Here is a 25,035-nt window from a genome sequence, read left to right on the forward strand (position 1 = left end):
AGGATGGCTGACCAGGTTCTCGATGCCAAGGGACTGAACTGCCCGCTGCCGATCTTGCGCGCGAAGAAGGCACTCAAGGACGTGCCGATCGGTGGGACGCTTCAAGTGCTCGCCACCGATCCCGGCGCTGTGAAGGACTTCGAGGCGTTTTGTCGCACGACCGGAAATGATCTCTTGGAATCCAAGTCGGAAGGCAAGCAGTTCGAATTCCTGATCAGGCGAACGTCCTGACGCTACGCAATCTCTGCCACGCCGGAGTGCCTTTCGGTTTGACCGAGAGCGGAACCGCAACCAACGGAGGGGGACCGGTGCAGTCTGCGTGCTCCGCCGCCGGCGTTTCGCCGCCGTTTGCCCACGCTGCAAGGCGTACGACTGTGAACCGTCACCCTTGCGTCTTCGCCGGGGCGTCCTCGATCAGGTGGTCCGCAATGATCTCCACCAGGCTCGCGAGCCCGCCTTCCCATTTCCAATGGGCCTTGCTCTCGTCCATGGTCAGCCGGCAGTTCGAGCATGCCGAGACCATCGTCTTTGCACCGGTCTTCTCGACCTGATCCATTTTGATCTTGAATACCTTGTGGCGAAGATCGGCAGCGCGCGCGATCGCCTGCACGCCGCCCCCGCCACCGCAGCACCAGTTGAGATTTCCGGTCGGGGTCATCTCGCGGAAGTCCTTCGCGAAATCCTGCAGGAGGAATCGCGCATCTTCGGTCGCGCCGCCGCGACGGGATATCTGACAGGGATCGTGATAGGTGATCGACTCCTCGATCGGCTTCAGCCTCAGCCTGCCGTCCCGCTTGAGTTGCGCCATGAATTCCGAAATGTGCACGACTGCGAAGGGCAGGGGGCGGCCGAGCATATTGGCACCCGACCAGCGCAGCGCACCGAACGCGTGGCCGCACTCCGGAATCACCACCGTCTTGGCTCCCACCGCCTCGGCGGCCTCGGTGATCCGCTGAACCATGATCCTGGCGACGTCCGCCTTGCCGGCCAGATAGCCAAAATTCGTGGCTTCATAGCCCTTCGTGCTCAGCGTCCAGTCAACCCCCGCGTGGTTGAGCAGCTTGGCCATGGCCACCACGGAATCGGGGTATTTCATCGTCTCGACGGACGAGAGCGTCAGCAGAATGTCGGCCTTGTCCTTGTCGAGCGCGATGGGCACGTCGTGCTCATCTTCGAGCCATTCGATACGATCGCGCAGCTTTTCGGCCGTCACGCCCAGCGGGCTTCCATGATCGCGCGAATTGTCGGCGGCCTGCAGAAGGTCCCTCGGTCCAAGTCCCGCCTTGACGAAGGCCTGCCGCGCGCCGCCCACGATGGAAGCGATGTCGATCCCCATCGGACAGATCGTGGTGCAGCGACCGCACATGGTGCAGGTATCGAACAGCAGTTCCTCCCATTCCCTGAGGTCCTCTTCCGTGACGCGGGGGGCGAAGAGCGAGAGCGGGAATTTCTGCCGGCGATACGCCTTGGCAATCGGAAACAGCTTGTAGGCGGGCGTGTGCCGCGGATCTCCGGAGGCCTGATAGAAGTGGCAGGCTTCGGCACAGTTCCCGCAATGGACGCAGGCCTCGAGATAGCTGACCAGATGTCCCTCGGTTCGCGCCAGGAACGTTCTGCTGGCTGCTTCGACGTCGATTTCGCCGCCCATCGCCTTACCTCACCCGCAATTGCATCAGCTCTTCGCCTTCCGGATCGATCACATGCACCGCGCACGCAATGCACGGATCGAAGCTGTGTATCGTGCGCTGGATCTCGAGCGGCTGCCGAGGATCGTGGAGTGTGTGGCGATCCATCAATGCCGCTTCGTAAGGTCCGGGCTGGCCCTTGGAATCACGCGGTCCCGCGTTCCAGGTCGAGGGCACCACGGCCTGATAATTATCGATGCGCTTGTTCTTGATCACCACCCAATGCGCCAGCGCCCCACGCGGCGCTTCCATGAAGCCGACACCCTTGGCTTCGGTGGGCCAAGTTGAGGGATCCCACTTGTTCGAATTGTGAACGTTCAGATCACCCGCGCGGATGTTGGAAAGAAGACGGTCGTACCAAGTCGACATCTGGTCGACGACGATCTTGCTTTCCAGGGCGCGCGCCGCAGTGCGTCCCATGGTCGAGAACATCGCCGTCAGGGGCAGTTCGAGCTTGCCCAGCGCGTAACCGGCCAGTTCGCGCGTCGGCTCGTGACCTTTGGCATGGAGCATCAGCACGCGCGCGAGCGGGCCGACCTCCATGACATGGCCCTTCCAGCGAGGCGCCTTCAGCCAGGAATAGCTCGCACCGACATCGAGCTGCTCGAAGGGAGGCTTGGGACCGGTGTAATGCAGATTGGTCTCGCCCTCGTAGGGATGCAGGCCTTTGTCCTTGCCGGTTGCATAGTCGTACCAGGAATGGGAGACGAACTCCTGGATTTCCTCCGAATTGTTCATGTCGACGGGATGGATCGTGGTCAGGTCGCGATTGAGGATGGCGCCCGCCGGGATCAGCCAGCTGGCCGGGTCGTCCATGCCCTTTTCGGGAAAGTCGCCGTAGGTCAGGAAGTTGCCCACGCCTTCGCCGCGCGCGAACCAGTCCTTGTAGAAGGACGCGATGGCCAGCGTGTCCGGCAGATAGACCTGCTCGACAAAATCCTTCATTCGGCCGATCACGGTCTTCACCGTCTGCAGACCGTCGATGCCGATGGCGGTGCCGCCGGTGTTCAGGCTGATCGCCGACGGGGCGCCGCCGACCAGGAAATTCGGATGCGGATTCTTGCCGCCGAAGACGGTATGGAGCTGCACCACCTCGCGCTGCCAGGCGAGCGCTTCCAAATAGTGCGCGACCGCCATCAGGTTTGCTTCGGCCGGCAGCTTGAATCCGGGATGTCCCCAGAATCCACCTGCAAAGATGCCGAGCTGGCCGCCTTCGACGAAGGCTTTCAGTCTCTTCTGCGTATCTGCGAAATAGCCCGGGCTCGACTTCGGAAAGCTCGAGATCGATTGCGCCAGTTGCGACGTCGCCGCCGGATCGGCCTTCAACGCCGACACTACGTCGACCCAGTCGAGCGCGTGCAGATGATAGAAGTGCATGACATGGTCGTGCACATATTGTGCGGCAATCATCAGGTTGCGGATGAGTTGCGCGTTCGGCGGAATGGCGTATCCCAGCGCATTCTCCACGGCACGGACGCTGGCGATGCCGTGGACCAGCGTGCACACGCCGCATATGCGCTGCGCGAAAGCCCAGGCCTCGCGCGGATCGCGTCCTTTGAGGATCAGTTCGATGCCGCGCACCATCGTGCCGGAACTGTACGCACCGGTGATGGCGCCCTGGGGATCTGTTTCCGCCTCGATCCGCAGGTGCCCTTCGATGCGCGTGATGGGATCGACCACGATGCGCTGGTTCATATCTCAACTCCCCGGCGGCTGTAGAAGATCCCGGTCTCGCTTCTGGTCAGGAAGACGAGGAAGGCATGCATGAGCTTTCCGAACGGGAACCAGATCAGGAACAGGCACACGGTCAGGATGTGCACGGACAAGAGCGTTTCATACGGCGCCCATAGGTGGCTCACCGCGATCAGCCCTGTCACGACCGGAAGGAACGTCACCAGCCAGCTGACGTAGTCGTCAAGCGTCGATAGCAGTCTTAAGACGGGATTCGTCATCCGCCGCGCCAGCGCAGCCAGGAGCGACGCGAGCGTGAGCACCGACGCGGCCGAGATCACGCCGGTGGGCAAATTCGGCCATGAAAAGCCGAACAATCCGCGCAGGAATAGAATGTGCTGCGCCAGTCCGAACACGACGATGGCAAGGCCGACGTGAAAGACATAGCCGTTCACCGTGCTGAACAGCGACGCGCGCAGATGGGTGTTCGCGGGCCATAGGTGACGCACGAAGCCCCGGAACGCGCCAACCACCGCATGCGGTGCACCGGCTCGCTTCGCCGATCTGTCGTTGGTCCAGGGCAGGAGCAACAGTGACGCGAGCCGCCACACCACGCCGCCCACGAATATCGCGATTGCAATCTCGATCGCGGGCCCGCGCACGAAATCCAGCAGGCTCATGGCTGGGTCTCCCTCTCCGCTCGTTGTTTGCGCCGGCGCGCCAGCCATGCGCTGGCAATCCCGACCGCCGCGCCCGCAACCGCGGCGCCGCCGATGATCTCCGGATCATTCAACGTGTTTGAGGAAAGCGGCTGGTAGAAGCTGCCGCGATCCCAGAAATTCGGTTCGGAACACCCCAGACAGCCGTGTCCGGACTGGATCGGGAAGGAGACGCCACCATTCCATTTCACGGTCGCGCACGCATTGTAAGTCACGGGCCCCTTGCAACCGACTTCATAGAGGCACCAGCCCTTGCGTGCTCCCTCATCGTCGAACTGCTTGGCGAACTGCCCCTTGTCGTAGAACGGTCGGCGATAGCAGCGGTCATGAATCGTATCGCCGAAAAACGCTTTCGGCCTGCCCTTGTCGTCGAGCTCGGGAAGCTTGTTGAAAGTCACGAAATACGCAACCGTGCCCGCGATGGCTTCCGGAATGGGCGGGCAACCGGAGACATTGATCACCGGTTTGTCGGTGATGATGTCGCTGACGGCAACTGCGCCGGTGGGGTTGGGATTTGCGTGCGGGATGCCGCCAAAGGCCGCGCAGGTCCCGACGGAGATCACGGCGGCCGCATCTGCGGCCGTCTCCTTCAGCACCTCGAGGTTGGTCTTGCCGGCGTTGGTGGAGTAGACCCCGCCATCTCTCGTCGAGACTGAGCCGTCGACTACGACGACATATTTGCCCTTGTTCTCCTTCATGGCAGCGAGGCGGGCCGCTTCCGCGGCAGCACCCGACACCGCCATCAGCGTTTCGTGATAGTCGAGCGAGATGAGATTGAAGATCATATCCTCGATGGTCGGACCGAAAGAACGCGTCAGCGATTCCGTACAGCCCGTGCATTCCTGAAATGAGAGCCAGATCACGGATTGGCGCCGCGTATTCGCCAACGCCTCCGCCATGCCCTTCGCGGCCATCGGGGGCAACGCCAGAAGGCTGGCAAGATAGGTCGTATATTTCAGCAGGGCGCGACGGGAGACGCCCCGGCGCGTCAAGAGCTCGCCGATTGTCTCGGTTTCATGCATCTTCGGCATCCTCTGAAGAGACGCGGTCGATCAGATCTTCAGACAGTTTGTTGCTGGCCGCAGCGATGTCGGCCGCATGGCTTGTCAGGATCTCCGGGGACGACGTGATTTCGATGCGTTCGGCGGCGAGCTTGTCCCCGGCGCCCAGGTGGCGAACCCACCACACGCCGGCATAGCGCGTCTCCCAGATTTCGCTGATGCCGGCTGCGGTCAAAACGGCCTCCAGGTCACCGTGGCCCAACCGCTCCTCCAATTCGCTGCGGTCCGCAACCGTGAGAGGCAGGCTGCACAGATCGATCGCCGCGCAAGCGCCGGTATTGGCAAGCACATCGAGGTGATGGGCGATCTCGCGTAGCAGGCTGTCGATCATCCCGGTGCGGAACCCCGCTGCGGCATCCGCTTCAACTGTCATGGTGCCACCTGCTGAGTAGCGCTTTGATCTGCAGACATGCGGTGGGAATGGCCGCGCCAACCGCGGGCGTCAGCGACAGGCCCCATTGTGTGGATTCAGGTTGAACTGCGACGAGCGCCCGACGCGCCGGCTCGCAGCCGGTCAGCCGCGCCGCCGACATCAGGTCGGCAAGCGCGACCTCATGAGCCGTCCGCTTCTTTCCCGTCAGCTGCCGGTCCATCTCCGGACCTTGAAAGATTCTTACGGTGCCGGGCTTCGCGCCCAGTTCCACGGCGTCGACGGCGATGAGCGAGCCGAAATCTTCGATCTCCGAAAACAGGGACAGCCCGAGCGTCCCGCCATCCCGCAGAGCAACACGATGCGGTATCTCGCCCGCACATTCCAGTGCATCGAGGGCCCGAATGACGTGCACGCCAATGCCGTCATCGCTCAGCAGGATATTGCCGATTCCGAGCACCAGCGTGTGGGTCGCCGCGACATGCGTCCGCATAGGAGAACTCCTGCGAGATCAGGCGCCTCATATTCTATGCAGCGAATATGATGCTCTTATCTTGATCCACGTCAAATCGAGTTCATCGAGCGGGCTATGATTTAGCACCCAAGTAATTGCGTGGAACCGACATGTGCCTTGGCATCCCGATGCGGGTCGTGGAGTGTGACGGAGTCATGGCGCGATGCGAGGCCAAAGGCATCGAGCGCATGGTGAGTCTGTTTTTGCTTCAGCATGAAACGATCGATCCCGGCGATCACGTCGTGGTTCATGTCGGTTACGCCATCCGGAAGATGTCAGAAGCCGAAGCGTCGAGTGCATGGGATCTCTTCGACGAACTGCTTGCGGCGGAAGACGCACTGCGCGGCAATGCATGAACGCGCCATGCGGGCCGCCTGCGTCAGCCGGACTAACGTAAGGGGACGCTGTCGGCGATCGAAGCCGCGCTGCTCGATCGGGCGCTTCGCTCCGAAGCACGACGACGTGCATTTGCATGTCACGACGGCATGGACTCTGCGGACCGTTGGCCTCGATCGTCGCGGCGCGGTTCAGGGCATCCGCTTCGGGCTGGCCTTCTGCGAGGCCTCAGGCAGGCGGCTGGTGCGCTGATCAGGTAATGACGAAGCATCGATCGATTTCAGAAGCAGACAGCCAGGCCGGCCATCTTGAACGCCTTTGTTCTCAGGGTGGCTTCGCGAGCGTATGCCCTCAAGCCGAGATCATCGGAAAAGTTGGAGCTGCTCTTACCGAAACGCCGCAACGAATCGCCACGAATCGGGTGAAACGAGCGTGCGCTTGCTACCCTGGCCCAGCGTAGCCGGATTCGACGAGGTGTTTTCCACATGACAGCGCGATCTCCACGCGAGGCGCCGCTTGCGCGACGAACCGGAACAGCATGGCGGCACGCCAATGTCGGCCGGCTGCTCAACAATGCGGTGCGCAGGTTCGAATCCCGGGTCCTCCAATTGATGGCCGAGGGCGGTCATGGCGGGACGCGGATCGCCCATGTCAGCCTCACCCGCAATCTCGACGTCGAGGGCACCCGGCTGACCGAGCTCGCGCGGCGGGCCTCGATGAGCAAGCAGGCGATGGGCGAGCTGGTCGATCAATGCGTCGAGCTGGGTCTGGTGTCGCGCGAGGCCGATCCGAGCGACCGTCGCGCCCGACTGGTCCGCTTCACGCCGGCCGGACTGAAATGGCTGGAGGCGTTTGGCGATGCCGTCGATGTGGCCGAAGCCGAGATGCGCAAGGAGCTCGGCAAGGTCGTGATGGACGCGATCCTGCAAGGACTGTCGGCCTATGGCGCCCGCTTCGATACGCTCGACGACACCAGATAGTCAGGTTGCTTGACTATTTTGCCGGGCGCGGTAGCATTCCTCCGTTGCGAGGAGAAGCGCCGTGATCGAACGTCTGAGCGCCTCGGTGCTGATCGTGGGCGGCGGTCCGTGCGGGCTGATGCTGGCCAACGAGCTTGGCCGCCGCGGCGTGTCCGCAATCCTGGTCGACGAGAAGCCGGGAACGGCCTTCAACCCGCAGGCCAACGCGACGCAGGCGCGGACGATGGAGCATTTCCGCCGGCTCGGCTTCGCCGACGAGGTCCGGCGCGCGGGCCTGCCCGCGGACTACCCGACCGACGTCGCCTATTTCACGCGGTACACGGCGCATGAGCTGGCACGTTTTCAATTGCCGTCCGCGGCACGCGCGACGGAACTGGTGAAGGGTCTGTCCGGCTCGTGGAGCGCAGCAGAGCTGCCGCACCGGGTGTCGCAGAAATTCGTCGAGGCGATCCTGCGTAGGCACGCGGCGCAGCTTGCGGGCATTCAGTTGCGCTACGGACATCGGTTGATCGGCTACGTCGCGGATGACGGCGGCATTGCCGCCGACGTCGAGCGTGTCAGCGACGGCGCGCGCTGCGAGGTCGCGGCCGATTTCCTGATCGGCGCCGACGGTCCGCGCTCCCCGGTGCGACAATCGCTTGGGATCTCCTACGGCGGAACGACGGGAATACGGCGCGATTTCATGGGCGGCCGCATGCTCGCGGTCTATCTCCGCTCGCCGGAGTTCTACGCCAGTGTCCCGCATGCGCGAGCCTGGATGTATGTCTGCTTCAATCGAGACCGCCGCGCCTTCATGGCCGCAGTGAACGGACGCGACGAGTTTGCCTTCCACACCCAGCTGCGGCCCGGCGAGGACGAAAGCGCGATCACTGCCGATGATGCAAGGACAGCGTTCCAGCGCGCCTGCGGTGCGCCCATTTCCTGCGAGGTTCTTTCGCACCTCACCTGGACCGCGGGTCATGCGCTGGTCGCCGAGCGCCTGCAGCGCGGCCGGGTCTTCCTTGGCGGCGATGCGGCGCATCTGTTCACGCCGACCGGCGGACTCGGCTACAACACCGCGATCGAGGACGCGGTCAATCTGGGCTGGAAGCTCGCGAGCGTCGTCAAGGGAACGAGCCCCGTCTCGCTGCTCGACAGCTACGAGGCCGAGCGCCGTCCGGTGGCGCTGCGCAACACCGACTACGCGCGCGGCTTTGCGGATTCGCTCGGCCTGTTTGCCGCGGTGCCCGAGATCGAGGACGCGACCGCGGCCGGCGACGAGGCACGGCGCATCGCCAGCGCCTATCTCGATCAGCATGCGCGCGCCGAGTTCAACGTCCCCGGCGTCACCTTCGGCGGCCGCTATGATGGCTCACCGATCATCGTCCCCGATGGCACCCGGCCGCCGCCGGATGCGGCCAACGCCTACGTGCCGAGCGCCTGTCCCGGCGGACGCGCGCCGCACGCCTGGCTGGAGCAAGGTATCTCGCTGTACGACCGCTTCGGCTTCGAATGGACGCTGCTGCGGTGTGAGGGCAGCGGCCTCGATGAGGATCAACTACGTGAGGCCATGGGGCCGCTGCGTGCCGATGTCGAGATCGTCACCTTGCCGCGGGCCCTGCGCGATCTCTACGAGGCCGACCTCGCGTTGATCCGTCCCGATCAGATCGTGGCGTGGCGCGGGAGCGCGGCGCAGGCCGGCCTGCTTCGACGCGTGCTGGCTCGGGCGCTCGGAGGGGATGCACGCACTCACTGAGAGCTGTCTGGCGCGGGTCCGATACCGAGAAGTCATCGACGTCGTGCTGCAGGGGCGTGCCGCAGCATTTGGAACCCGCCGCGTAGTTGCGCGCGGAAGCATTCTGCAGGGCCGCCACGCGGGGCTTAGGAACGATCGTCGGGCGAGGTTCTTGCCGTCGGGACGATCAGGAGCCAACCCCTCGGAGATCAACGATGAGCAGGATGATCCACAACCGTCAGACGAAAGCGATCCGAATTGCCATGGCCGCCTCTGCCGTGACCGTGTTGGTGGCCGGCGGCGCGGTCGCCGCTCCGAAAGGTCAGCCGCCCGCCAAGGATCAGCATTTCATGACCGAGGCGATCGAGGGCGACATGTCCGAGGTGAGCATGGGCAGGCTGGCGCAGCAGAAGGGGCAGAGCGATCAGGTCAAGCAGTTCGGGCAGGCCTTGCAGCAGGACCATAGCGAGCATCTGCAGAAGGCGCAGCAGCTTGCGAGCCAGAACGGGATGAAGATGCCGTCCGAGCCGAGCAAGAAGCAGAAGGCCATCTACAGCCGGTTGGAAGGCATGTCCGGCGGTCGGTTCGACCAGGCGTTCGCGCAGGCGATGGTTCGCGATCACCAGGAGGATATCAAGAAGTATCAGAAGCAGGCCGCGGCAAACTCACCGCTGTCGGACTTCGCCCAGCAGACCGTGCCGGTGCTGCAGAAGCACCTCGACATGGCGAAATCATTGGCGAAATGACATGGGCCAGAGCGACCACGATGCCTCAGCCTCGTCCAGGCGTCGTGATCGCCAATGATCGCGCCATCTGAAGGACAAGTTGCCGACCACGAGGCCAATGCGACGCTGGCCGAGACGCTGGCGAAGCAGCCTCGCAAGATGGCCGAGCCGCGACCGGCGGAAAATCGCACGTCGGCACTGCGCGTTCGGCATCGGAGTGCCGCCTGCCCGAGCATTGCCCGACCTTCGTCCGGCTGCTAGCGTTCTCCCATGAGGCACGGGCAAGCGATAAGACGATGACCGACGTGATGACCGAATCGGAAAAGGCGCAGCAGATCGTGGCTGCGCTGAGGGCGGCGGAAGCGAGCCCGCCGGAAGCGGCACTGCAGACGTTGAACGGCCTGATGGGCCTCGTCCGCAGCCCGAGCGCGGAGCAGCCGCTCGAGGTGGAGGAGGCGCGCTCCGCGGCCTTCATGTCGATCTGCGAGGTCGGCAAGGCACTGCATCGCGGGCAGCCGACGGAGGCGTTGTGGCCGACGGCGCTGTCGGCCAGCGAGCGCTGGCTGGCGCTTGCCAAGTGAGCAAGGGCGAGTGGGGACGAACCGGGCCGGTGCGGGCCGCATGAGTTGGCGTGCCATGGCGCCAAGCGATCTTGCTGACGTCGATGGGATCGCAGCCCGCGTGCACCCGGACTATCCCGAGGACAAGAGTGTTTTCGCGGAGCGCCTGCGTCTCCACCCTGATGGATGCCGCGTGCTGCGTGGGACCGGCGCCGGCATCGCCGGCTATGTGCTCAGCCATCCCTGGCATCTCGGCCGGCCGCCGGCCTTGAACCGGCTGATCGGAAGCATTCCGTCGGCTGCATCGACCTACTACATCCACGATCTCGCTTTGCTGCCCGGGGTTCGCGGCAGCGGCTCGGCGACCGTGATCGTCGAGGAACTGATCCGACACGCGCGTGCGCTCGGCCTGGAGTCGCTGTCGCTGATCGCCGTCAACGGCTCGACGCCATTCTGGGAGAGGCAAGGATTTGCGGTCGACAAGGCAGCCGCCGCGGATCCGACCGGCAGCTATGGCAGCGACGCGAACCTGATGATCCTGCGGCTCGCCTGAATTGCGCGCGCGTCTTTCGCGGCGGGGGGTACAATGCGTAGCGGCCCGGCGATGGGCCGGGCCGCTCGCTGTTCTTGACGTGCTCTATTCCGGCATCGACATCGGCCGCCGCCACATGTCGCGCCGCCGGCTGAAGCGGTTGGCGTGCAGCATCCATCCGGTGACAGGCTTGCCGTCGCGGTGACGGCCACCGCTCTCCGCAGCCGCCCAGGCGGCGACGGCGCCGAGCAGCAGCGCGGTGGCCACCGAGAACGCCAGGATGACGGTGCCGGCGCGCGTGCGCGAGATCGCGGTCTTGGCTTCCGCGATCACGCTGTCCACCCGCCGCTCGGCATCGGGAGCAGCGAGACCGGTCGTGCCGCTGACGAGCTGCACGAGATAGCTGCGATCCTCCAGGCTGACGCCATTGTGGCTCGACGCCGTGAGCAGGATGCGGCCGGCCTCGCCGCGTGCGGGGGCGAGATCCGGGCTGGGTGCTCGCCGGGGCGCGCGGAACAGATGGTCGAGCTCATAGCTCAGGATCGATGGTTCATTGGCCGTCGCCGGCGCAGTCAGCGGATTGGTCCGCGTCGCCGCGGACGCGCCGAGCACGGCCAGGGTAGCGCCGAGCACGACTGCCAGCGCCCAGGCTGAGACGCCATGCAGGCCGTCGCGCTTTTCGATCTCTTCGCTTTCGGCAAGCCCGTGCGTTGCGCGCAAGCGACCCGCCATGTAGCCGCCGCAGCCGAAGCTGATCAGCGCCTGCAGCACCAGATAGAGGCCGGACAGGAGCCAGAGCGCCACCGAGGCGTCGCGCCATGTCGGCGCGCTGGAGCTGACACCGAGGCCGACCGACATGGCAAAGCTGATCAGGATCGAAGAGACCGCGGCGGCGGTTAGGGCTCCTGCAACGACCGGCGTCCATTGCAGGGTCCAGCTATCGGCCGTCGCGCTTGAAAGGGGTGATGTGACGACCGGCGCAGTTTCCATGGCCATGATGTCGTCTCAGCGCAGACCGAAGAACGACAGAACGGCCATGATGACCACGATCAATCCCACGAGATAAATCAGTCCGTCCATGATGGTCCTCCTCCGGTTCGACATTGGTCGCCGTATAAGCAACAGCGAGGCGCAATGTTCCGTGCACGTATCAGCGGAGGAGGAGAGAACGCGTGGCCGCCGGCCTCAGATGGGACTTGCCGCAACAGCTAACGGATCATGAGCCAAAGGATCATGGTGCCGTTGCGCGATGCAATAGAGCAGGGCCAGGGGGCGTGGCGGCCAGAGATGTCGCCGCCAGCCATGTTTCAATTGTTGCCAGGTTTGGATGGATCGCGCGGCTCATTCCCCGCGCGAGGGCTGACGCAATGACCCGTCAATAGCGTGGGTCGTAGCCGCGCTGCCGGGCATAGGCGTAAGCGGGGTTGATGCCGCAGCCCGCATCGGTCCCCGAGGCCGCCGCCTGGCACTGACGATAGGTGGAGAACTGACAGTTGCCCGGATAGCCCCACATCCTGCCCTGCAGGCAGAAGCGGTCTTGCGCGGCGGAAGCCGGTGAGATCGCGGCGAAGCTCGCGAGGACGGCGGTGGCAGACAGCGAGGCAAATAACAGGCGGCGCATGCGTTTATCCTTGCGTTGAAAAGTACCGTTGCAACGCGAGGGGGCGCAGGCCCGTTCCTCGCGCAACATCAACTGTTTTGTGTCGGCGGCGCTGCGACGCGTTCACTGGCCGACGAAATTGTCTGCATGTTGGCGCTTGCCCGAGTTGGCCTTTTGAAGATCGGAGGAGCCCACCGTTGCGGAGCTTGGCAACGCGCGTCATGGCGTGATGCCGGAACATTCGTCCACCGCTCCGGTTGCTTTTGGCCGCTGGTGATGGACCGATCCCATGTTTCGCCGATCCAAGACGTCAGACGCCGCACATCGCGACTCTTCGAGCGTTTTCGCGAGCCGCCCGCGCGCACCTGGCACCGGCGGGATGCTGGCTCTGCTCGGGTTCGCGTTCCTGATCCACTATTTCGATCAGCGGCCCGAACAGACGGAAGGCTCGGGAGGCGCGCGCCGGTCCGGCGCTGGACACGGCCGGCTGGCGCGTTCGCCCGCGGAGCTTCCCGCGCGCGGCTGGAAGGACGTCCTGTTCCGGGTCTATGAAAACGTCACCGAGCACAGGATCGTCGCGCTCGCCGCAGGCATGACGTTCTACACTCTGCTGGCGATCTTTCCGGCGCTGGCCGCGTTGGTGGCGATCTACGGCCTGTTCTCCGATCCGGCCAAAATCACCGGACATCTGGAACAGTTGCAGGGCGTGATGCCCGGCGGCGCCATCGACATCGCGCGCGACCAGTTGACGCGCGTCTCTGCCAACGGCCGTCAGGCGCTCGGCATCACCTTCCTCGTCAGCCTGGTGATCTCGCTGTGGAGCGCCAATGCGGCGATGAAGTCGCTGTTCGACACGCTCAACATCGTCTATCGCGAGCCCGAGAGGCGCGGCTTCATCAAGCTGAACGCGATTTCGCTGCTGTTCACCGGCGGCGCGATCCTGTTCGCGCTGCTTGCGATCGGCGCCGTCGTCGTGCTCCCGGTGCTGCTGAACTATCTCGGCATGTCCGGGGCCGGCGACCTGGTGCTGCGGATCGGCCGCTGGCCGGCGATCTTCATCTGCGTCGCGCTCGGACTGGCCCTGATCTATCGCTACGGGCCGGACCGCGAGGAGCCTAGATGGCGCTGGATCAGTTGGGGCAGCGCGCTGGCGGCGGCGCTGTGGCTCGCGGGCTCGGCGCTGTTTTCCTGGTATGCGGCGAATTTCGGCAGCTTCAACGCGACCTACGGCTCGCTCGGCGCCGCCATCGGCTTCATGACCTGGATCTGGATCTCCGCCATCGTGATCCTGATCGGTGCTGAGCTCGATGCCGAATTGGAGCATCAGACCCTGCGCGACACCACCACCGGCGCCGCACAGCCACTTGGCACCCGCGGCGCCACGATGGCTGACACGGTGGGCCGTGGGAGCTGATCTGCCGTCGGCTGAGAATGCAGGTGCGATCGGCTCGGCCATGCGAGATGCCGCACGGGGATCGCAACGCACGGGGCCCGCGCCACGGCGATCTCGTGGAACCGCCCGCCTGAGACGGAACCCGGGAACCCGAGGCGGATCCGCTGTGTTCCTATCGGGTCGTCGCGAAGCCCCGAATTGTCGGGTTCGCTGCGGCGTCGTCTCGATTGTCACGACGGAGCTTATGCATGACGGAGCAGCCTGTTCGCGGAAGCGACGAGGGTGGGCCCAGGGATCTGCCGCGCATTTCCACCGGAAGTGAAGGCCTCGACGACATTCTCGGCGGCGGCTTCGATCCCAATCGCCTGTATCTGTATGAAGGCCGTCCCGGCACCGGGAAAACCACCATCGCGCTGCAGTTCCTGCTCAAGGGCGCAAGTTGTGGCGAGCGCGTGCTGTACATCACGCTGTCGGAAACCCGGCGCGAGCTGGAGGTCGTGGCGCGGCGCCATGGCTGGTCGCTTGCCGGCGTCGACATGTTCGAGCTGGTGCCGCCGGAAACGACGCTCGACCCGGAGCGCGAGCTCACCGTGTTCCATCCGGCGGAGGTGGAGCTCAGCGAGACCACCGGTCTGATGTTCAACGAGGTCGAGCGCATCAATCCCAGCCGTGTTGTGATCGACAGCCTGTCGGAGCTCCGGCTGCTGGCCCAGAGCCCGCTGCGCTATCGCCGCCAGGTGCTCGCGCTGAAGCACTTCTTCACCAAGCGCAACTGCACCGTCGTCCTGCTCGACGACCTGTCATCCTCGCAGGACGACCTGCAGCTCCACTCGGTCGCGCATGGTGTCGTGATGCTGGAGCAGCTCGCGATCGAATATGGCGCGGAGCGCCGCCGGTTGCGCGTGATCAAGATGCGCGGCATCTCGTTCCGGGGCGGCTTCCATGATTTCACGATCGCCTCGGGCGGGCTCAGGATCTTTCCGCGCCTGGTCGCCGCGGAGCATCACCGATCCTTTGCCGGCGATTTCACCTCGAGCGGCAACGCCGAGCTCGATCAGCTCCTGGGCGGCGGGCTGGAGCGCGGCACCAATGCGCTTCTCATCGGTGGGGCCGGTGTCGGCAAATCCTCGGTGGCGCTGATCTACGCCATCGCGGCGGCCCAGCGCGGCGAGCACGCGGTCTTCTTTGCATTCGACGAGGGCCGCGGCACCGTGGAAGCCCGTGCCCGGACGCTCGGCCTGCCGCTCGAACGCCATATCGAATCCGGGCGCATCCATTTCCAGCAGGTCGACCCGGCCGAGCTGTCGCCGGGCGAATTCGGCGCCATCGTTCGGCAGAGCGTCGAGCAGGACGGCGCCCGCCTGATCGTCATCGACAGTCTCAACGGCTATCTCAACGCGATGCCCGACGAGCGCTTTCTCATCCTGCAGATGCATGAGCTGCTGACCTATCTCGGCCAGCAGGGTGTGCTGACCATCCTGGTGCTCGCGCAGCACGGTCTGGTCGGGCCGATGGATACGCCGCTGGACATCAGCTATCTCAGCGATGCCGTGCTGATGCTGCGCTATTTCGAGGTGGGAGGGGCGGTGCGCCGCGCATTGTCGGTGGTCAAGAAGCGCAGCGGTCACCACGAGCACAGCATCCGCGAGTTTCGCCTGAGCAGCTCCGGCATCACCCTCGGCCCGCCGCTCAAGGAATTCAGCGGAATATTTTCCGGCAATCCGCGCTTCACCGGAACGGATATCCCCGACATGGACGTGCGGGATGGGCATTGAGCGAGATCACCGCGTCCTCGTCTTCGCGCCGATCGGGCGGGACGGGCCGGCATCGGCAGAGCTGCTCCGCAGTGCAAGAATCGAGACGACCGTCTGCTCTGACCTCACGCAGCTGCTCAGTGAGTTGAGCGCAGGCGTGGGCACGGTCTTCGTTGCCGAGGAAGGGTTGTTCGCAAAGGACACCGCCGCCCTCACGCAATGGGTCGAGCGGCAGCCGGCCTGGTCCGATTTGCCCTTCATCGTGCTCACGAGTCACCGCGAGCAGAGTGCCGTCGTCACGTGGCGGCGCAATCTGGTAAGCGCGCTGCGCAATGTCTCGCTGCTCGAACGGCCGGTCCAGCCGATCACGCTCACCAGCGCCGTTCAATCCGCGCTGCGGGCGCGACGTCGTCAATACGAGATTCGCGCCCTCATCGAGGCGCGCGAGCAGGCGGCGCAGCAGCTCGAGCAACTCGTCGTCGAGCGGACGCGGGCGCTCGCGGAGTCGAACGAGCATCTTCGCATCGAGATGGCCGAGCGCGCGCGGGTCGAGGAGACCCTGCGCCAGACGCAGAAGATCGAGGCCATCGGCCGGCTGACCGGCGGCGTCGCGCACGACTTCAACAATCTGCTGATGGTGATCTCCGGCGGGCTCGACATGCTCGACCGCCAGAGCGATCCGGCGCGGCGTCGCCGCCTGATGGACGGCATGATCCAGGCGGCGCAGCGCGGCGCCAGCCTGACCCGCCAGCTGCTCGCGTTCTCGCGCCGGCAGGAGCTGCGGCCCGAGCCGGTCGACATCGCCCGCCAGATCGGCGGCATGCGCGAGCTGCTCGACCGCAGCCTGCGCGGCGACGTGCACGTCGAGTTCGATTTCCCCGATGCGCTCTGGCCCGTCGAGGTCGACCCCGGCGAGCTCGAGCTCGTCGTGCTGAATCTCGCCGTCAACGCTCGCGACGCGATGCCGACAGGCGGCACGATCGTGGTTCGGGCCGAGAACCTCCGCAACGTGCAAGACGATCAGATCGCCGGGGACTACGTCCGCCTGTCGGTGATCGACACCGGCACCGGCATGACGGAGGAGGTTCGCGTCCGGGTGTTCGAGCCGTTCTTCACGACCAAGGACGTCGGCAAAGGGTCCGGCCTCGGGCTGGCCCAGGTCTATGGATTCGTCACCCAGTCACGCGGCACTGTCCGCATCGACTCCGAGCCGGGCAAGGGGACGACGATTGCCCTCTACCTTCCGAGGTCAGAGCACGCGGCGTCCAGGGAGCCGCACCATCTCCTCGATCTGCAGCGGCCCCAGGCCCGCCGGCGCAACGAAGGCCGTGTGCTGCTGGTCGAGGATGACGATGAGGTCGCTGCGCTCGTCGGCGAGATGCTCCGCCAGCTCGGCTATGAGGTGACCCGGGCCTCCAGCGCCGCCGCGGCGCTCGGTGCGCTGGCCGACGGACGAGCCGTCGATCTCGTGTTCTCCGACGTCATGATGCCGGGGGGCATGAACGGTGTCGAGCTGGCGCGCGAGATTCAGAAACGGCGCGGCGACATGCCGATCCTGCTGACCAGCGGCTATTCGGGCGCTGCCGTTCACGCCGCCAAGGAGGCGGGCGTCCGCATCCTGTCGAAGCCATATCGCATCGACGAACTGGCGACCGCACTCGATGCGGTGAAGATGGACCACGTCTGGTCGCAGGCGCGCATCTCGTGATACGGGGGCTGATGGTGAGCTGCTGATAGCGAGCTGCGGTCTCGGACCTCTCCAGTTCGCGATCAACCGCGCTCGATCAGCACCGAAACCGTGACATGCCCGACCTCGCCGTCATCGGAGCTGACCTTGAGGCGGACGTTCGTGGAGGAGGGATCGAGCCGGTCGCGCGCGATTGCAAGCGCGGTGTCCGCCGTCTGCATCAGCACCGTCTCGACATCATCGAAATCGACGCCATCGCCGCGCATTTCGCCAGGACTTGTCACATAGAAGCGCATCTCGTTCGTCCTGATCTGCCGTCACCCGAAGGCGGGAGCCGTCGATCTGGTGGAGATATGCGGGATCGAACCCTCCAGCAGCCACGACCATCTCAAAATCGAACATTGTGACAAGGTTCCTGCGGGTGTCCGGAACCCCCTGAACGCGGAACTCCTGAAGCACCCGCTTCACATGCACCGTGCTGAGAGCGAGGGCTTCGGCGAGCGCAGCCTCGTAATCGGGAACTGATACGTTGTCGGCGACGAGACCGACCTCCGCCAGGCGTTGCAGCTCAGCGACGAGATGCGCCACGCGTGCCGCTGCCGAGCCAAAGCCGAGGTGCCGCGGTGTCGATGGTGTTCAGCTCGTGCCGTCGCAACCGGCGGGTCAGGATCGTCATGGGATGCCTGACCCGCTCGCGATGGCGAAGCTCAAGACCATCGGCTTGAGGCAGGGTCTGCAGGACCGGAGGCGATCATCGAAAACGGCCGAATGCGAGGTCTGTTCCTCGCGGATCAGTTTTTTGCCGGCAGCCAGCCGCGACCGAGCCGGTGCTCACCGCCGGTCGTCCATCCAATTGACAGATCCGCAGGCGGTACAATTGAACAGACGCGCCGCTTCGCCGGTTCGTGGGTTCAGGATGCTCTGAACCGCGCGCGCCGGTTGGCCGCAGCCGCGGCAGCGCGCCGGCTCGGTCCGACCGCTGTGGGAGTCACTGCTCTGATCCGACACGTCTGCCATGGCTGCCCCGAAACGGACGAGAGCGGGCGGTGGATCAGGTCGACCGCGCACGCCGGTCTGAGATGGGAGTGGGGGCGCCCGACGCTGGCCTTTTCTGGTCGATCCGCGGTTCCCCGCACCCGGCCGCGCTGCGATGACCCGCCGAGAAAATAGATGGCGTCGGTGTCGGACCGCCGAACCTTGCATCGTCCTCTGCGAAGGACACGGAGGACTCCAGACATGACCCCCAGAATAGTCACTGCGGACGAATGGACCGAAGCGCATCGCGCCCACCTCGCCCAGGAGAAGGCCTTCATCAGGCAGCGCGATGCGCTGGCTGCCGCCCGCCGGGCTTTGCCGTGGGTCCGGGTCGAGAAGGACTATGTCTTCCAGGCGGCGGACGGACCCGTCAGCCTGGGCGATCTGTTTCAGGGACGGAGCCAGCTGATCGTCTATCATTTCATGATGGCGCCGGGCGATCCGCACCGCTGTCCCGGCTGCTCGTTTCTGTGCGACCACATCGACGGCGCCAACCAGCACCTCCGCCACCACGACGTCAGCCTGGTCGTCGTGTCGCGTGCGCCGCTCGCCGAGATCGCGCCATTCAAGGCGCGCATGGGCTGGGCGTTCGACTGGGTGTCATCCGAGGGCAGTGATTTCAACTTCGACTTTCAGGTCTCGTTCTCGGACGAGCAGATCGCGACGGGCAAGGCCGCCTACAATTTCGCACCCTTGACGAGCAGGTCGCCCGAGCTCCCGGGCCTGACCGTGTTCACCAAGGACGACGCCGGTAACATCTTCTGCACGTTCCAGGTCCGCTCCCGCGGCGGCGATCCCCTGATCGGCGCCTATCACTATCTCGATCTCACGCCCAAGGGCCGCAACGAGACCGGCCGCGGCAACCTCTCCGATTGGGTGCGCCTGCACGATGAATATGAGGAAAGCGGCGCGCGAGACTGTCATTGCGGCCGGTAGATCGAAACGAGTAGGGCGGATCAGCGCAGCGTGATCCGCGGCGCCGTCAGTGCCGCCATGCGGACACAGGAAATCGTGAAGGGTCCTCATAGGATCGATGCCCGGTCGGCGGACTTGTCGCGCGTGATGACGCATTCGAGGAGGCTTCCATGCGCCGAGCCATGTTGCGACTGACGATATCAGCCCTGGTTTTTGCCTGCGGCACCGCCGCCGCTCTGGCGCAAAGCCAGACCACGCCGGATCAGCAGAAGATGCCGCCTGCGATGGCCCCGGGAACCGGCTCGCCGATTGGCGGCATGATGGGCGGCGGCATGATGGGGCATATGCCCGGCCCGATGGGACGCGGCGGGATGGGCGGCGGCGTCATGGGCCCGGCATTGATGCGCATGGTGTTCGCACTTGTCGACACCGACGGCGACGGCACGATCTCGCTGCAGGAATTCCAGGCGGCGCATGAGCGCATCTTCAAGGCCATGGACAGCAACAAGGACGGCAAGTTGACCCCGGAAGAGATGCAGGCGTTCATGCACGGGCCGCAATGACCGGCGTCAAACCGGCGTGATGGCCGGGCCTGCGCTGGCGCGAGTCCGGCAAGTGCGGCCATTTCGCTGATCTCGATCAAGTGCCCGCCGCACGGACGCGCAACAGTGCCGCCGTCAGATCCGATCGCCGCGTGCGACGAACTGCGTCGACGCGGCGGCAGACCAGCCGGAAAAGAGGCGAGCATGACCTACTATTTTGCCAAAGCGGTCAATCTATCGTTCGACGCGGCGATCGAGCGGGTGACGGCCGAGCTGAAGGCACGCGGCTTTGGCGTTCTGACCCGCATCGATGTGCAGGCGACGCTGCGCGAGAAGATCGGCGCCGACTTTCGGCCCTACACCATCCTGGGCGCCTGCAATCCGAAGCTGGCGCATGAGGCATTGCAGGCGGAGAGCCGGATCGGCACCATGCTTCCCTGCAACGTCATCGTCCAGGAGATCGGCGGGAAGGTCGAGGTCGCCGCCGTGAATCCCGTCGCCTCGATGCAGGCCATCGAGAACGCGGCGCTCGCGACGCTCGCCACAAAGGTCTCTGACGCTTTGAAGGCGGTGGTCGAGGCGGTGTAGCTCTGCCGTCCAACGGGACCACCGCTGATCGGAGGATCGCCGGCCCAGGTCCATGACGACACCAGGGATGATGGACCGCGGTGATCGCCCGCGCGCATCAGGCGTTCTTGCAGTGGCGGTTGCTCCCGGCGCCGAGGTCCTGCGATCTGGTGCGGCTGTTCGGAGAGGAGCTGCACGCCAACAAGGCGACGCCCCACGATCTCCGCGCCACGCGCCCGATTGTCGACGATCCTGGGGCCGCAGCGCAGCTTCCGCGCGACGTCATTGTATGTCGGACGTCATGTCACAGCGGTAGAACTACGGAAAAGCCGGAATTCTCAACGCGCTTTAACGAGAGTGGAACAAGTTGCATCAATTTTTGCGCAGACATGTCGCCGGGCGCGCGGGACGATCGTCACCGCCGCCGACCATCTGCAAACGAACTATTCATCTGGAGGTTACCTTGTTGTTTCGATCGAACAGCCGCTCGGACGCGGAAGCACAGCTTGCAGCAATCAGTCGCGCGATGGCCGTGATCGAATTCCAGCTCGACGGCACGATCATCACCGCGAACAAGAACTTCCTGAACGCACTCGGCTATCAGCTAGAGGAAATCCAGGGCAGGCATCACAGCATGTTCGTGGAGCCTTCCGAACGCGACGGTGCCGCCTACCGCGAGTTCTGGGCGGCGCTGAGCCGCGGCGAGCTCAAGGCCGCCGAGTTCAAGCGCATCGGCAAGGGCGGTCGCGAAATCTGGATCGAAGCGTCCTATAATCCCGTCCTCGACAGCGCCGGCAAGCCGGTGAAGGTCGTCAAGTTCGCGACCGACATCACCGAGAAGAAGCTGCGCAGCATGGCCGACGGCTCCAAGCTTGCCGCCATCGATCGCGCGCAGGCCATGATCGAATTCAAGCTCGACGGCACCATCGTCAGTGCCAACAAGAATTTCCTGGACGCGCTGGGCTATCGCCTCGACGAGATCCAGGGCAAGCATCACAGCATGTTCGTCGAACCCGCGCTGCGCGACAGCGCGGCCTACCGCGAGTTCTGGGCAGCTCTCAATCGCGGCGAATATCAGGGCGGCGAATACAAGCGCATCGGCAAGGGCGGCAAGGAAGTGTGGATCCTTGCCACCTACAATCCGGTGCTGGATGCGACGGGCAGGCCAATCGGGGTCGTCAAGTTCGCAACCGATGTCACCGCGCAGAAGCTGACGAACGCCGACCTCGCCGGCCAGATCGAGGCCATCGGCAAGTCCCAGGCCGTGATCGAGTTCAACATGGACGGTACGGTCATCACCGCGAACGACAATTTCCTGCATGCGCTCGGCTACACGCTGGCCGAGATCCGGGGCAAGCATCACAGCATGTTCGTCGAACCGTCCGAGCGGGAGAGCGCCGCCTACCGCGACTTCTGGGCCAGCCTGAACCGTGGTCAGTACCAGTCGGCCGAATACAAGCGCATCGGCAAGGGCGGCCGGGAGGTCTATATCCAGGCCTCCTACAATCCGATCCTCGACCTCAACGGCAAGCCGTTCAAGGTGGTCAAATACGCGACCGACGTCACCCGGCAGGTCTTCGTTCGCATGGGCAACGAGCGCGTGCGCGCCATGATGGAATCGGTGGCGGCGGGCGCGGAGGAGCTCAACGCGTCCGTGCGGGAGATTTCCGAAGCCATGACGAAGTCGCGCGAGACCGCCATGGGCGCGGTGGACCGTGTCACCTCAGCCGACGCGCAGGCGCAGCGGCTCTCCGATGCCGCTCAGTCGATGAGCGGCATCGTCGAGATGATCCACAACATCACCGGCCAGATCAATCTGCTGGCGCTGAATGCCACCATCGAGTCCGCCAGGGCCGGCGAAGCTGGCAGGGGCTTTGCCGTCGTTGCCTCCGAGGTCAAGAACCTTGCCACCCAGGCAAAGACCGCCACCGACAAGATCGCGACCGAGATCGACAGTCTCAACAATATTTCCGGGGGCGTCGTCACGTCTCTCGGCTCGATCAAGCAGGCGATCCAGAACGTCAGCGAGTATGTGACGTCGACGGCCGCCGCCGTCGAGGAGCAGAGCACTGTCACGAGCGAGATGTCGTCCAGCATGGCGCGCGCCGCGGCCGAGGCTCAGGCTCTGGCCGAGCGCGCCGCGGCTTGAGGTCGGACCGGAAAGCACTGATCGCGCGGCGGCCTGCCAATCCAGGTCGCCGCGCCGTTGCAGGCAATGCCGCCGCCCCGCACGTCATGCGCCTGTCGTCTTCGCCGAATTCCACCTTTCTCATCGAGGCGATCCGTGGCTGATATCCTCGCATTTCCCGCCCGGACCCCGTTGCGGATCATCGGCGCGAAAGCAGAACGGCTGCCCGATGCGGTGGTTACCAGCGAGATCGGACGGCTGCGGCGCGAATTGGAAGCCTGGCGAAGCGCGGTCGACAATCTGGAGCGGTGCATCAGGTCGGATCCGGCCCTCGCATCGCTTGCGGCCGAGTGCGACAAGATCCGCGACCTGATCTCCGTCGCCGCGGGCAAGCTTGAAACATTGCTGTAGAACCGGCCGCCCCAGGGGTCGCGAGGAGTCGTGGTCAGGCTGGGACCGGATGCTCCGAGCAGTTCGTCAGCCGCGCCGGCGCGCCCACGGCGGTGCAGCCCGACGGCACATCGGTGGTGACGACGGCACCGGCGCCGATCTTGGCAAAATCACCGATCGCGACGTCGCCCAGCACGGTCGCGCCCGAGGCGAGCAGCACGCCGCGGCCGATCCGCGGGGCGCGGCCGGGCAGCGCGTCGTGTCGTCCGATCGTAACGTTCTGCAGAATGGTGACGTCGTGGCCAATGCTGCTGTGGGCGCCAATGACGATGCCGGTGGCATGATCGAGAAACACCGCGGTCCCGAGCCGCGCCGAGGGATGGATGCTCACCTGCAGGGATGTTGACGAGTCCGCCTGCAGCAGTAGCGCCAGGTCGGGTTGCCCGTTGCTCCAGAGCCAGTGCGCGACGCGATGCGCCTGCAGCGCGACGTAGCCTTTGTAGTTCAGCAGCGGCGGCAGCAGCGCCGTCGTCGCTGGATCCTGCGCCGCGATCGCCCCGAGGTCGCGACCCGCCGCCTCGACGAGCTCAGGCGCGGCGGCATACGCCTCGCGCGCGACCGCGGCAAATCGGGCGCGCGCGGCATCGCCGCTGCCGAGGCGGATGCCAATCTGCTGCGCGACGGCGCTGCCGAGATCAGAATGATCGAGGATTGCAGCCGACAGGGCGCGGCTGAACACGGGATCGGCCGCGGCGATGCGCCGGGCCTCGTGCTGGATCGACGACCAGAGCTCGGGACTGGATGGGTGTGTGTCGGCCATGGCAAAGCCTGCTCGATAACAGGTGACGGCGACAATATAGCCTGACCTGCGCGTTGCAGAAACCTGGACGACGCCTCGCGGGCGTCGTCATCCGATGTGGCCGGCGACGATCCACGCCGAAGGTCGCAGTCCGTTCAGTTCTGCGCCGTCCGCGCCGCTGCGGCGGCGACGCCCGCACCGATTAGAAGGGTGCCGCCCGCCTTGTTGAAGATGCTGATCACCTTCGCGCTCCGTACGAGCGCGCGGGCGCGCGAGGCGATCAGCGCATAGCCGACGGCGTTGGCGAAGGCGAGCACGACGAAGGTCGATTCGAACACCACCATCTGCGTGAGGAAGCTGCCGTTCGGACTGAGGAACTGCGGCAGGAACGCGACGAAGAAGGTGATGCTCTTCGGGTTCAGCGCCGTGACGATCCAGGCGTGACCGAGCATCTTCAGCGCCGAGGTCCTGTCGGTCCGCGGCACGGCGTTCAGCGCGCCGCCGGCCTGCCACAGCTTGATCCCAAGCCAGACGAGATAGGCCGCGCCGATCCATTTCAGCACGGTGAACAGCAGCGCCGAGGTCGCCAGCAACGCACCGACGCCCAGCATGGACAAGGTCATGGCGGTGAAGTCGCCCAGCGCGACGCCGACGGCCGTCGGCAGCGCGGTTCGCCACCCCTGGCCCAGCGCATAGGAGACCACCAGCAGAACCGTCGGCCCCGGGATCACCAGGAGGATGATGGACGTTCCCGCAAACGCGAACCAAGTCTCGATCGTCATGCTGATCGTCTCTCGCGAGGACATATGCGACGTTGGTATATCGAGGCGGATAGGGCCGCAATGATCTTTGTTGCGAGGGCCGCTTTGCTGTTTTCCTCGACGATCACAATCCGTCGGCTCCAAAAAAACGCTTTCGCTTTTCCAGAAAATGTGCTCTACTGCATCCATCCTGCTTCGCCACGAGGGGCGTATCGCGATCGTCACGACACGTGAGGCGGGGAGGCGATGGCCGCTTATCTGCCGCAGCGTGCTTGCACGCGGACGAACGGCAGCCGGCGGGCGTGAAGTCGTGTGGTCCTGGCGCCGCGACGCTGGCGCTAAGCTTTCGGGCGATGAGTCCGAGGGCGACGGTGGCTAAAGAGCCGTACACCGGGGAGATCACGGTATAAGCGTGAAGACCATCGCGCGGGGAATGCCGGGATGTCTCGGCTGAACCTGTGGTTCCTGCCGCCTGCATTTTTTTCGCAGGCGGGCCATGGGGGCGGCCAGCTCCCGGCATTCCCTGCGCCCTCGTGTTTCGCGAGGGGTCGTCGATCCCATCAGCCCGGGCGCGTTGCGTCGCGGGATCTTGCCGAT

The 25,035-nt window shown here is 64.9% G+C and carries 27 protein-coding genes and 2 pseudogenes; 16 read left to right on the forward strand and 13 right to left on the reverse strand.

Going from position 1 to position 25,035, the window contains the following annotated elements; all coding sequences use genetic code 11:
* The first annotated feature begins 3 nt into the window (after positions 1-3).
* Positions 4-231, forward strand: a complete 228-nt coding sequence (locus QW863_RS14595; RefSeq protein WP_315715462.1) for a sulfurtransferase TusA family protein — start codon at positions 4-6, stop codon at positions 229-231.
* Between the two features lie 151 nt (positions 232-382).
* Here QW863_RS14595 and QW863_RS14600 read toward each other — a convergent pair whose 3' ends face one another.
* The 7 genes and pseudogenes from QW863_RS14600 to QW863_RS14625 all read right to left on the reverse strand — a co-directional run bounded on the left by QW863_RS14600 (position 383) and on the right by QW863_RS14625 (position 5,999).
* On the reverse strand, positions 383-1,336 hold the full coding sequence (locus tag QW863_RS14600) for a (Fe-S)-binding protein (protein ID WP_315729375.1): 954 nt from the start codon (positions 1,334-1,336) through the stop codon (positions 383-385).
* A pseudogene (locus tag QW863_RS36000) lies at positions 1,337-1,648 on the reverse strand (4Fe-4S dicluster domain-containing protein); the annotation flags it as partial.
* 4 nt (positions 1,649-1,652) lie between these two features.
* Entirely contained in the window at positions 1,653-3,380 is a 1,728-nt protein-coding gene (locus QW863_RS14605) for a nickel-dependent hydrogenase large subunit (protein ID WP_315715464.1), read from the reverse strand.
* On the reverse strand, positions 3,377-4,036 hold the full coding sequence (locus QW863_RS14610) for a hypothetical protein (RefSeq protein WP_315715465.1): 660 nt from the start codon (positions 4,034-4,036) through the stop codon (positions 3,377-3,379). Before QW863_RS14610 ends, QW863_RS14605 begins: the two co-directional genes overlap by 4 nt.
* Positions 4,033-5,097 (reverse strand): hydrogenase small subunit, encoded by a 1,065-nt coding sequence (locus QW863_RS14615; protein ID WP_315715466.1) that lies wholly within the window; start codon positions 5,095-5,097, stop codon positions 4,033-4,035. The genes QW863_RS14610 and QW863_RS14615 overlap by 4 nt, the downstream gene beginning before the upstream one ends.
* On the reverse strand, positions 5,090-5,509 hold the full coding sequence (locus QW863_RS14620; RefSeq protein WP_315715467.1) for a hydrogenase expression/formation C-terminal domain-containing protein: 420 nt from the start codon (positions 5,507-5,509) through the stop codon (positions 5,090-5,092). The genes QW863_RS14615 and QW863_RS14620 overlap by 8 nt, the downstream gene beginning before the upstream one ends.
* On the reverse strand, positions 5,499-5,999 hold the full coding sequence (locus QW863_RS14625; protein ID WP_315715468.1) for a HyaD/HybD family hydrogenase maturation endopeptidase: 501 nt from the start codon (positions 5,997-5,999) through the stop codon (positions 5,499-5,501). The genes QW863_RS14620 and QW863_RS14625 overlap by 11 nt, the downstream gene beginning before the upstream one ends.
* A 131-nt stretch (positions 6,000-6,130) precedes the next feature.
* On the opposite strand from QW863_RS14625, the gene QW863_RS14630 reads away from it, so the two are divergent.
* From QW863_RS14630 to QW863_RS14660, 7 genes and pseudogenes are all read left to right on the forward strand, one after another.
* The gene (locus QW863_RS14630) at positions 6,131-6,376 is read left to right on the forward strand and encodes a HypC/HybG/HupF family hydrogenase formation chaperone (RefSeq protein ID WP_315715469.1); all 246 of its coding nucleotides are present in this window, start codon (positions 6,131-6,133) and stop codon (positions 6,374-6,376) included.
* A gap of 163 nt (positions 6,377-6,539) precedes the next feature.
* Positions 6,540-6,605: pseudogene (locus QW863_RS14635) on the forward strand (adenosine-specific kinase); the annotation flags it as partial.
* 236 nt (positions 6,606-6,841) lie between these two features.
* Positions 6,842-7,336 (forward strand): MarR family winged helix-turn-helix transcriptional regulator, encoded by a 495-nt coding sequence (locus QW863_RS14640; RefSeq protein ID WP_315715470.1) that lies wholly within the window; start codon positions 6,842-6,844, stop codon positions 7,334-7,336.
* A gap of 61 nt (positions 7,337-7,397) precedes the next feature.
* A complete protein-coding gene (locus QW863_RS14645; protein WP_315715471.1) occupies positions 7,398-9,071 on the forward strand; it encodes an FAD-dependent oxidoreductase in 1,674 nt (557 codons plus the stop codon).
* Positions 9,072-9,313: 242 nt separating this feature from the next.
* Complete coding sequence (locus QW863_RS14650; protein ID WP_409977937.1) at positions 9,314-9,796, forward strand: DUF4142 domain-containing protein; 483 nt, start codon at positions 9,314-9,316, stop codon at positions 9,794-9,796.
* Positions 9,797-10,083: 287 nt separating this feature from the next.
* Positions 10,084-10,356, forward strand: a complete 273-nt coding sequence (locus QW863_RS14655) for a hypothetical protein (RefSeq protein WP_315715796.1) — start codon at positions 10,084-10,086, stop codon at positions 10,354-10,356.
* A 40-nt stretch (positions 10,357-10,396) separates the two neighbouring features.
* The gene (locus tag QW863_RS14660) at positions 10,397-10,888 is read left to right on the forward strand and encodes a GNAT family N-acetyltransferase (protein WP_315715472.1); all 492 of its coding nucleotides are present in this window, start codon (positions 10,397-10,399) and stop codon (positions 10,886-10,888) included.
* 84 nt (positions 10,889-10,972) lie between these two features.
* Here the strand turns inward: QW863_RS14660 and QW863_RS14665 are convergent, their stop codons facing one another.
* Both QW863_RS14665 and QW863_RS14670 read right to left on the reverse strand, forming a co-directional pair.
* Positions 10,973-11,863, reverse strand: coding sequence for a hypothetical protein (locus QW863_RS14665; protein WP_315715473.1), 891 nt, complete (start codon positions 11,861-11,863; stop codon positions 10,973-10,975).
* Positions 11,864-12,242: 379 nt separating this feature from the next.
* Positions 12,243-12,488: a DUF3551 domain-containing protein gene (locus QW863_RS14670; RefSeq protein ID WP_315715474.1), complete on the reverse strand. Its 246-nt coding sequence runs from the start codon at positions 12,486-12,488 to the stop codon at positions 12,243-12,245.
* Between the two features lie 358 nt (positions 12,489-12,846).
* Between QW863_RS14670 and QW863_RS14675 the strand changes: the two genes are divergently transcribed.
* The 3 genes from QW863_RS14675 (at position 12,847) to QW863_RS14685 (ending at position 17,322) form a co-directional block, all read left to right on the forward strand.
* Positions 12,847-13,881 carry a YihY/virulence factor BrkB family protein gene (locus QW863_RS14675; RefSeq protein WP_315715475.1) on the forward strand — a complete coding sequence of 345 codons (1,035 nt, stop codon included), beginning with the start codon at positions 12,847-12,849 and terminating at the stop codon, positions 13,879-13,881.
* 227 nt (positions 13,882-14,108) lie between these two features.
* Complete coding sequence (locus QW863_RS14680; RefSeq protein WP_315715476.1) at positions 14,109-15,635, forward strand: ATPase domain-containing protein; 1,527 nt, start codon at positions 14,109-14,111, stop codon at positions 15,633-15,635.
* Complete coding sequence (locus QW863_RS14685) at positions 15,625-17,322, forward strand: response regulator (RefSeq protein ID WP_315715477.1); 1,698 nt, start codon at positions 15,625-15,627, stop codon at positions 17,320-17,322. Before QW863_RS14680 ends, QW863_RS14685 begins: the two co-directional genes overlap by 11 nt.
* 62 nt (positions 17,323-17,384) lie before the next feature.
* Here the strand turns inward: QW863_RS14685 and QW863_RS14690 are convergent, their stop codons facing one another.
* Positions 17,385-17,567 (reverse strand): hypothetical protein, encoded by a 183-nt coding sequence (locus QW863_RS14690; protein WP_315715478.1) that lies wholly within the window; start codon positions 17,565-17,567, stop codon positions 17,385-17,387.
* Entirely contained in the window at positions 17,539-17,889 is a 351-nt protein-coding gene (locus QW863_RS14695) for a hypothetical protein (RefSeq protein ID WP_315715479.1), read from the reverse strand. Before QW863_RS14695 ends, QW863_RS14690 begins: the two co-directional genes overlap by 29 nt.
* 648 nt (positions 17,890-18,537) lie before the next feature.
* On the opposite strand from QW863_RS14695, the gene QW863_RS14700 reads away from it, so the two are divergent.
* The 5 genes from QW863_RS14700 to QW863_RS14720 all read left to right on the forward strand — a co-directional run bounded on the left by QW863_RS14700 (position 18,538) and on the right by QW863_RS14720 (position 22,899).
* A complete protein-coding gene (locus QW863_RS14700) occupies positions 18,538-19,272 on the forward strand; it encodes a thioredoxin family protein (protein WP_315715480.1) in 735 nt (244 codons plus the stop codon).
* Positions 19,273-19,421: 149 nt separating this feature from the next.
* Entirely contained in the window at positions 19,422-19,814 is a 393-nt protein-coding gene (locus QW863_RS14705) for an EF-hand domain-containing protein (RefSeq protein WP_315715481.1), read from the forward strand.
* 183 nt (positions 19,815-19,997) lie between these two features.
* Positions 19,998-20,381 carry a DUF302 domain-containing protein gene (locus QW863_RS14710; RefSeq protein ID WP_315715482.1) on the forward strand — a complete coding sequence of 128 codons (384 nt, stop codon included), beginning with the start codon at positions 19,998-20,000 and terminating at the stop codon, positions 20,379-20,381.
* 505 nt (positions 20,382-20,886) lie between these two features.
* Complete coding sequence (locus QW863_RS14715) at positions 20,887-22,509, forward strand: PAS domain-containing methyl-accepting chemotaxis protein (RefSeq protein WP_315715483.1); 1,623 nt, start codon at positions 20,887-20,889, stop codon at positions 22,507-22,509.
* A gap of 135 nt (positions 22,510-22,644) precedes the next feature.
* Positions 22,645-22,899, forward strand: a complete 255-nt coding sequence (locus QW863_RS14720) for a hypothetical protein (protein ID WP_315715484.1) — start codon at positions 22,645-22,647, stop codon at positions 22,897-22,899.
* Positions 22,900-22,933: 34 nt separating this feature from the next.
* Here the strand turns inward: QW863_RS14720 and QW863_RS14725 are convergent, their stop codons facing one another.
* Together QW863_RS14725 and QW863_RS14730 are read right to left on the reverse strand one after the other, a co-directional pair.
* Positions 22,934-23,698, reverse strand: a complete 765-nt coding sequence (locus QW863_RS14725; RefSeq protein WP_315715485.1) for a serine acetyltransferase — start codon at positions 23,696-23,698, stop codon at positions 22,934-22,936.
* 134 nt (positions 23,699-23,832) lie between these two features.
* Positions 23,833-24,459, reverse strand: coding sequence for a LysE family translocator (locus QW863_RS14730; protein ID WP_315715486.1), 627 nt, complete (start codon positions 24,457-24,459; stop codon positions 23,833-23,835).
* Between the last annotated feature and the right edge of the window lie 576 nt (positions 24,460-25,035).

Origin of the sequence: Bradyrhizobium sp. SZCCHNR1017 (assembly GCF_032381375.1) — a bacterium.
In the GTDB taxonomy this organism is placed as follows: Bacteria; Pseudomonadota; Alphaproteobacteria; order Rhizobiales; family Xanthobacteraceae; genus Bradyrhizobium.

Bases quoted from the DNA above. Each gene is read 5' to 3' on its own strand.
- QW863_RS14675 (WP_315715475.1), top strand. From the start codon at position 12,847: ATGCTGGCTCTGCTCGGGTTCGCGTTCCTGATCCACTATTTCGATCAG.
- QW863_RS14605 (WP_315715464.1), bottom strand. From the start codon at position 3,380: ATGAACCAGCGCATCGTGGTCGATCCCATCACGCGCATCGAAGGGCAC.
- QW863_RS14705 (WP_315715481.1), top strand. From the start codon at position 19,422: ATGCGCCGAGCCATGTTGCGACTGACGATATCAGCCCTGGTTTTTGCC.
- QW863_RS14620 (WP_315715467.1), bottom strand. From the start codon at position 5,509: ATGACAGTTGAAGCGGATGCCGCAGCGGGGTTCCGCACCGGGATGATC.
- QW863_RS14640 (WP_315715470.1), top strand. From the start codon at position 6,842: ATGACAGCGCGATCTCCACGCGAGGCGCCGCTTGCGCGACGAACCGGA.
- QW863_RS14625 (WP_315715468.1), bottom strand. From the start codon at position 5,999: ATGCGGACGCATGTCGCGGCGACCCACACGCTGGTGCTCGGAATCGGC.
- QW863_RS14665 (WP_315715473.1), bottom strand. From the start codon at position 11,863: ATGGCCATGGAAACTGCGCCGGTCGTCACATCACCCCTTTCAAGCGCG.
- QW863_RS14630 (WP_315715469.1), top strand. From the start codon at position 6,131: ATGTGCCTTGGCATCCCGATGCGGGTCGTGGAGTGTGACGGAGTCATG.
- QW863_RS14610 (WP_315715465.1), bottom strand. From the start codon at position 4,036: ATGAGCCTGCTGGATTTCGTGCGCGGGCCCGCGATCGAGATTGCAATC.
- QW863_RS14700 (WP_315715480.1), top strand. From the start codon at position 18,538: ATGACCCCCAGAATAGTCACTGCGGACGAATGGACCGAAGCGCATCGC.
- QW863_RS14660 (WP_315715472.1), top strand. From the start codon at position 10,397: ATGAGTTGGCGTGCCATGGCGCCAAGCGATCTTGCTGACGTCGATGGG.
- QW863_RS14595 (WP_315715462.1), top strand. From the start codon at position 4: ATGGCTGACCAGGTTCTCGATGCCAAGGGACTGAACTGCCCGCTGCCG.
- QW863_RS14725 (WP_315715485.1), bottom strand. From the start codon at position 23,698: ATGGCCGACACACACCCATCCAGTCCCGAGCTCTGGTCGTCGATCCAG.
- QW863_RS14615 (WP_315715466.1), bottom strand. From the start codon at position 5,097: ATGCATGAAACCGAGACAATCGGCGAGCTCTTGACGCGCCGGGGCGTC.
- QW863_RS14600 (WP_315729375.1), bottom strand. From the start codon at position 1,336: ATGGGGATCGACATCGCTTCCATCGTGGGCGGCGCGCGGCAGGCCTTC.
- QW863_RS14710 (WP_315715482.1), top strand. From the start codon at position 19,998: ATGACCTACTATTTTGCCAAAGCGGTCAATCTATCGTTCGACGCGGCG.
- QW863_RS14690 (WP_315715478.1), bottom strand. From the start codon at position 17,567: ATGCGCGGCGATGGCGTCGATTTCGATGATGTCGAGACGGTGCTGATG.
- QW863_RS14715 (WP_315715483.1), top strand. From the start codon at position 20,887: ATGGCCGTGATCGAATTCCAGCTCGACGGCACGATCATCACCGCGAAC.
- QW863_RS14650 (WP_409977937.1), top strand. From the start codon at position 9,314: ATGGCCGCCTCTGCCGTGACCGTGTTGGTGGCCGGCGGCGCGGTCGCC.
- QW863_RS14680 (WP_315715476.1), top strand. From the start codon at position 14,109: ATGACGGAGCAGCCTGTTCGCGGAAGCGACGAGGGTGGGCCCAGGGAT.
- QW863_RS14655 (WP_315715796.1), top strand. From the start codon at position 10,084: ATGACCGAATCGGAAAAGGCGCAGCAGATCGTGGCTGCGCTGAGGGCG.
- QW863_RS14670 (WP_315715474.1), bottom strand. From the start codon at position 12,488: ATGCGCCGCCTGTTATTTGCCTCGCTGTCTGCCACCGCCGTCCTCGCG.
- QW863_RS14685 (WP_315715477.1), top strand. From the start codon at position 15,625: ATGGGCATTGAGCGAGATCACCGCGTCCTCGTCTTCGCGCCGATCGGG.
- QW863_RS14730 (WP_315715486.1), bottom strand. From the start codon at position 24,459: ATGACGATCGAGACTTGGTTCGCGTTTGCGGGAACGTCCATCATCCTC.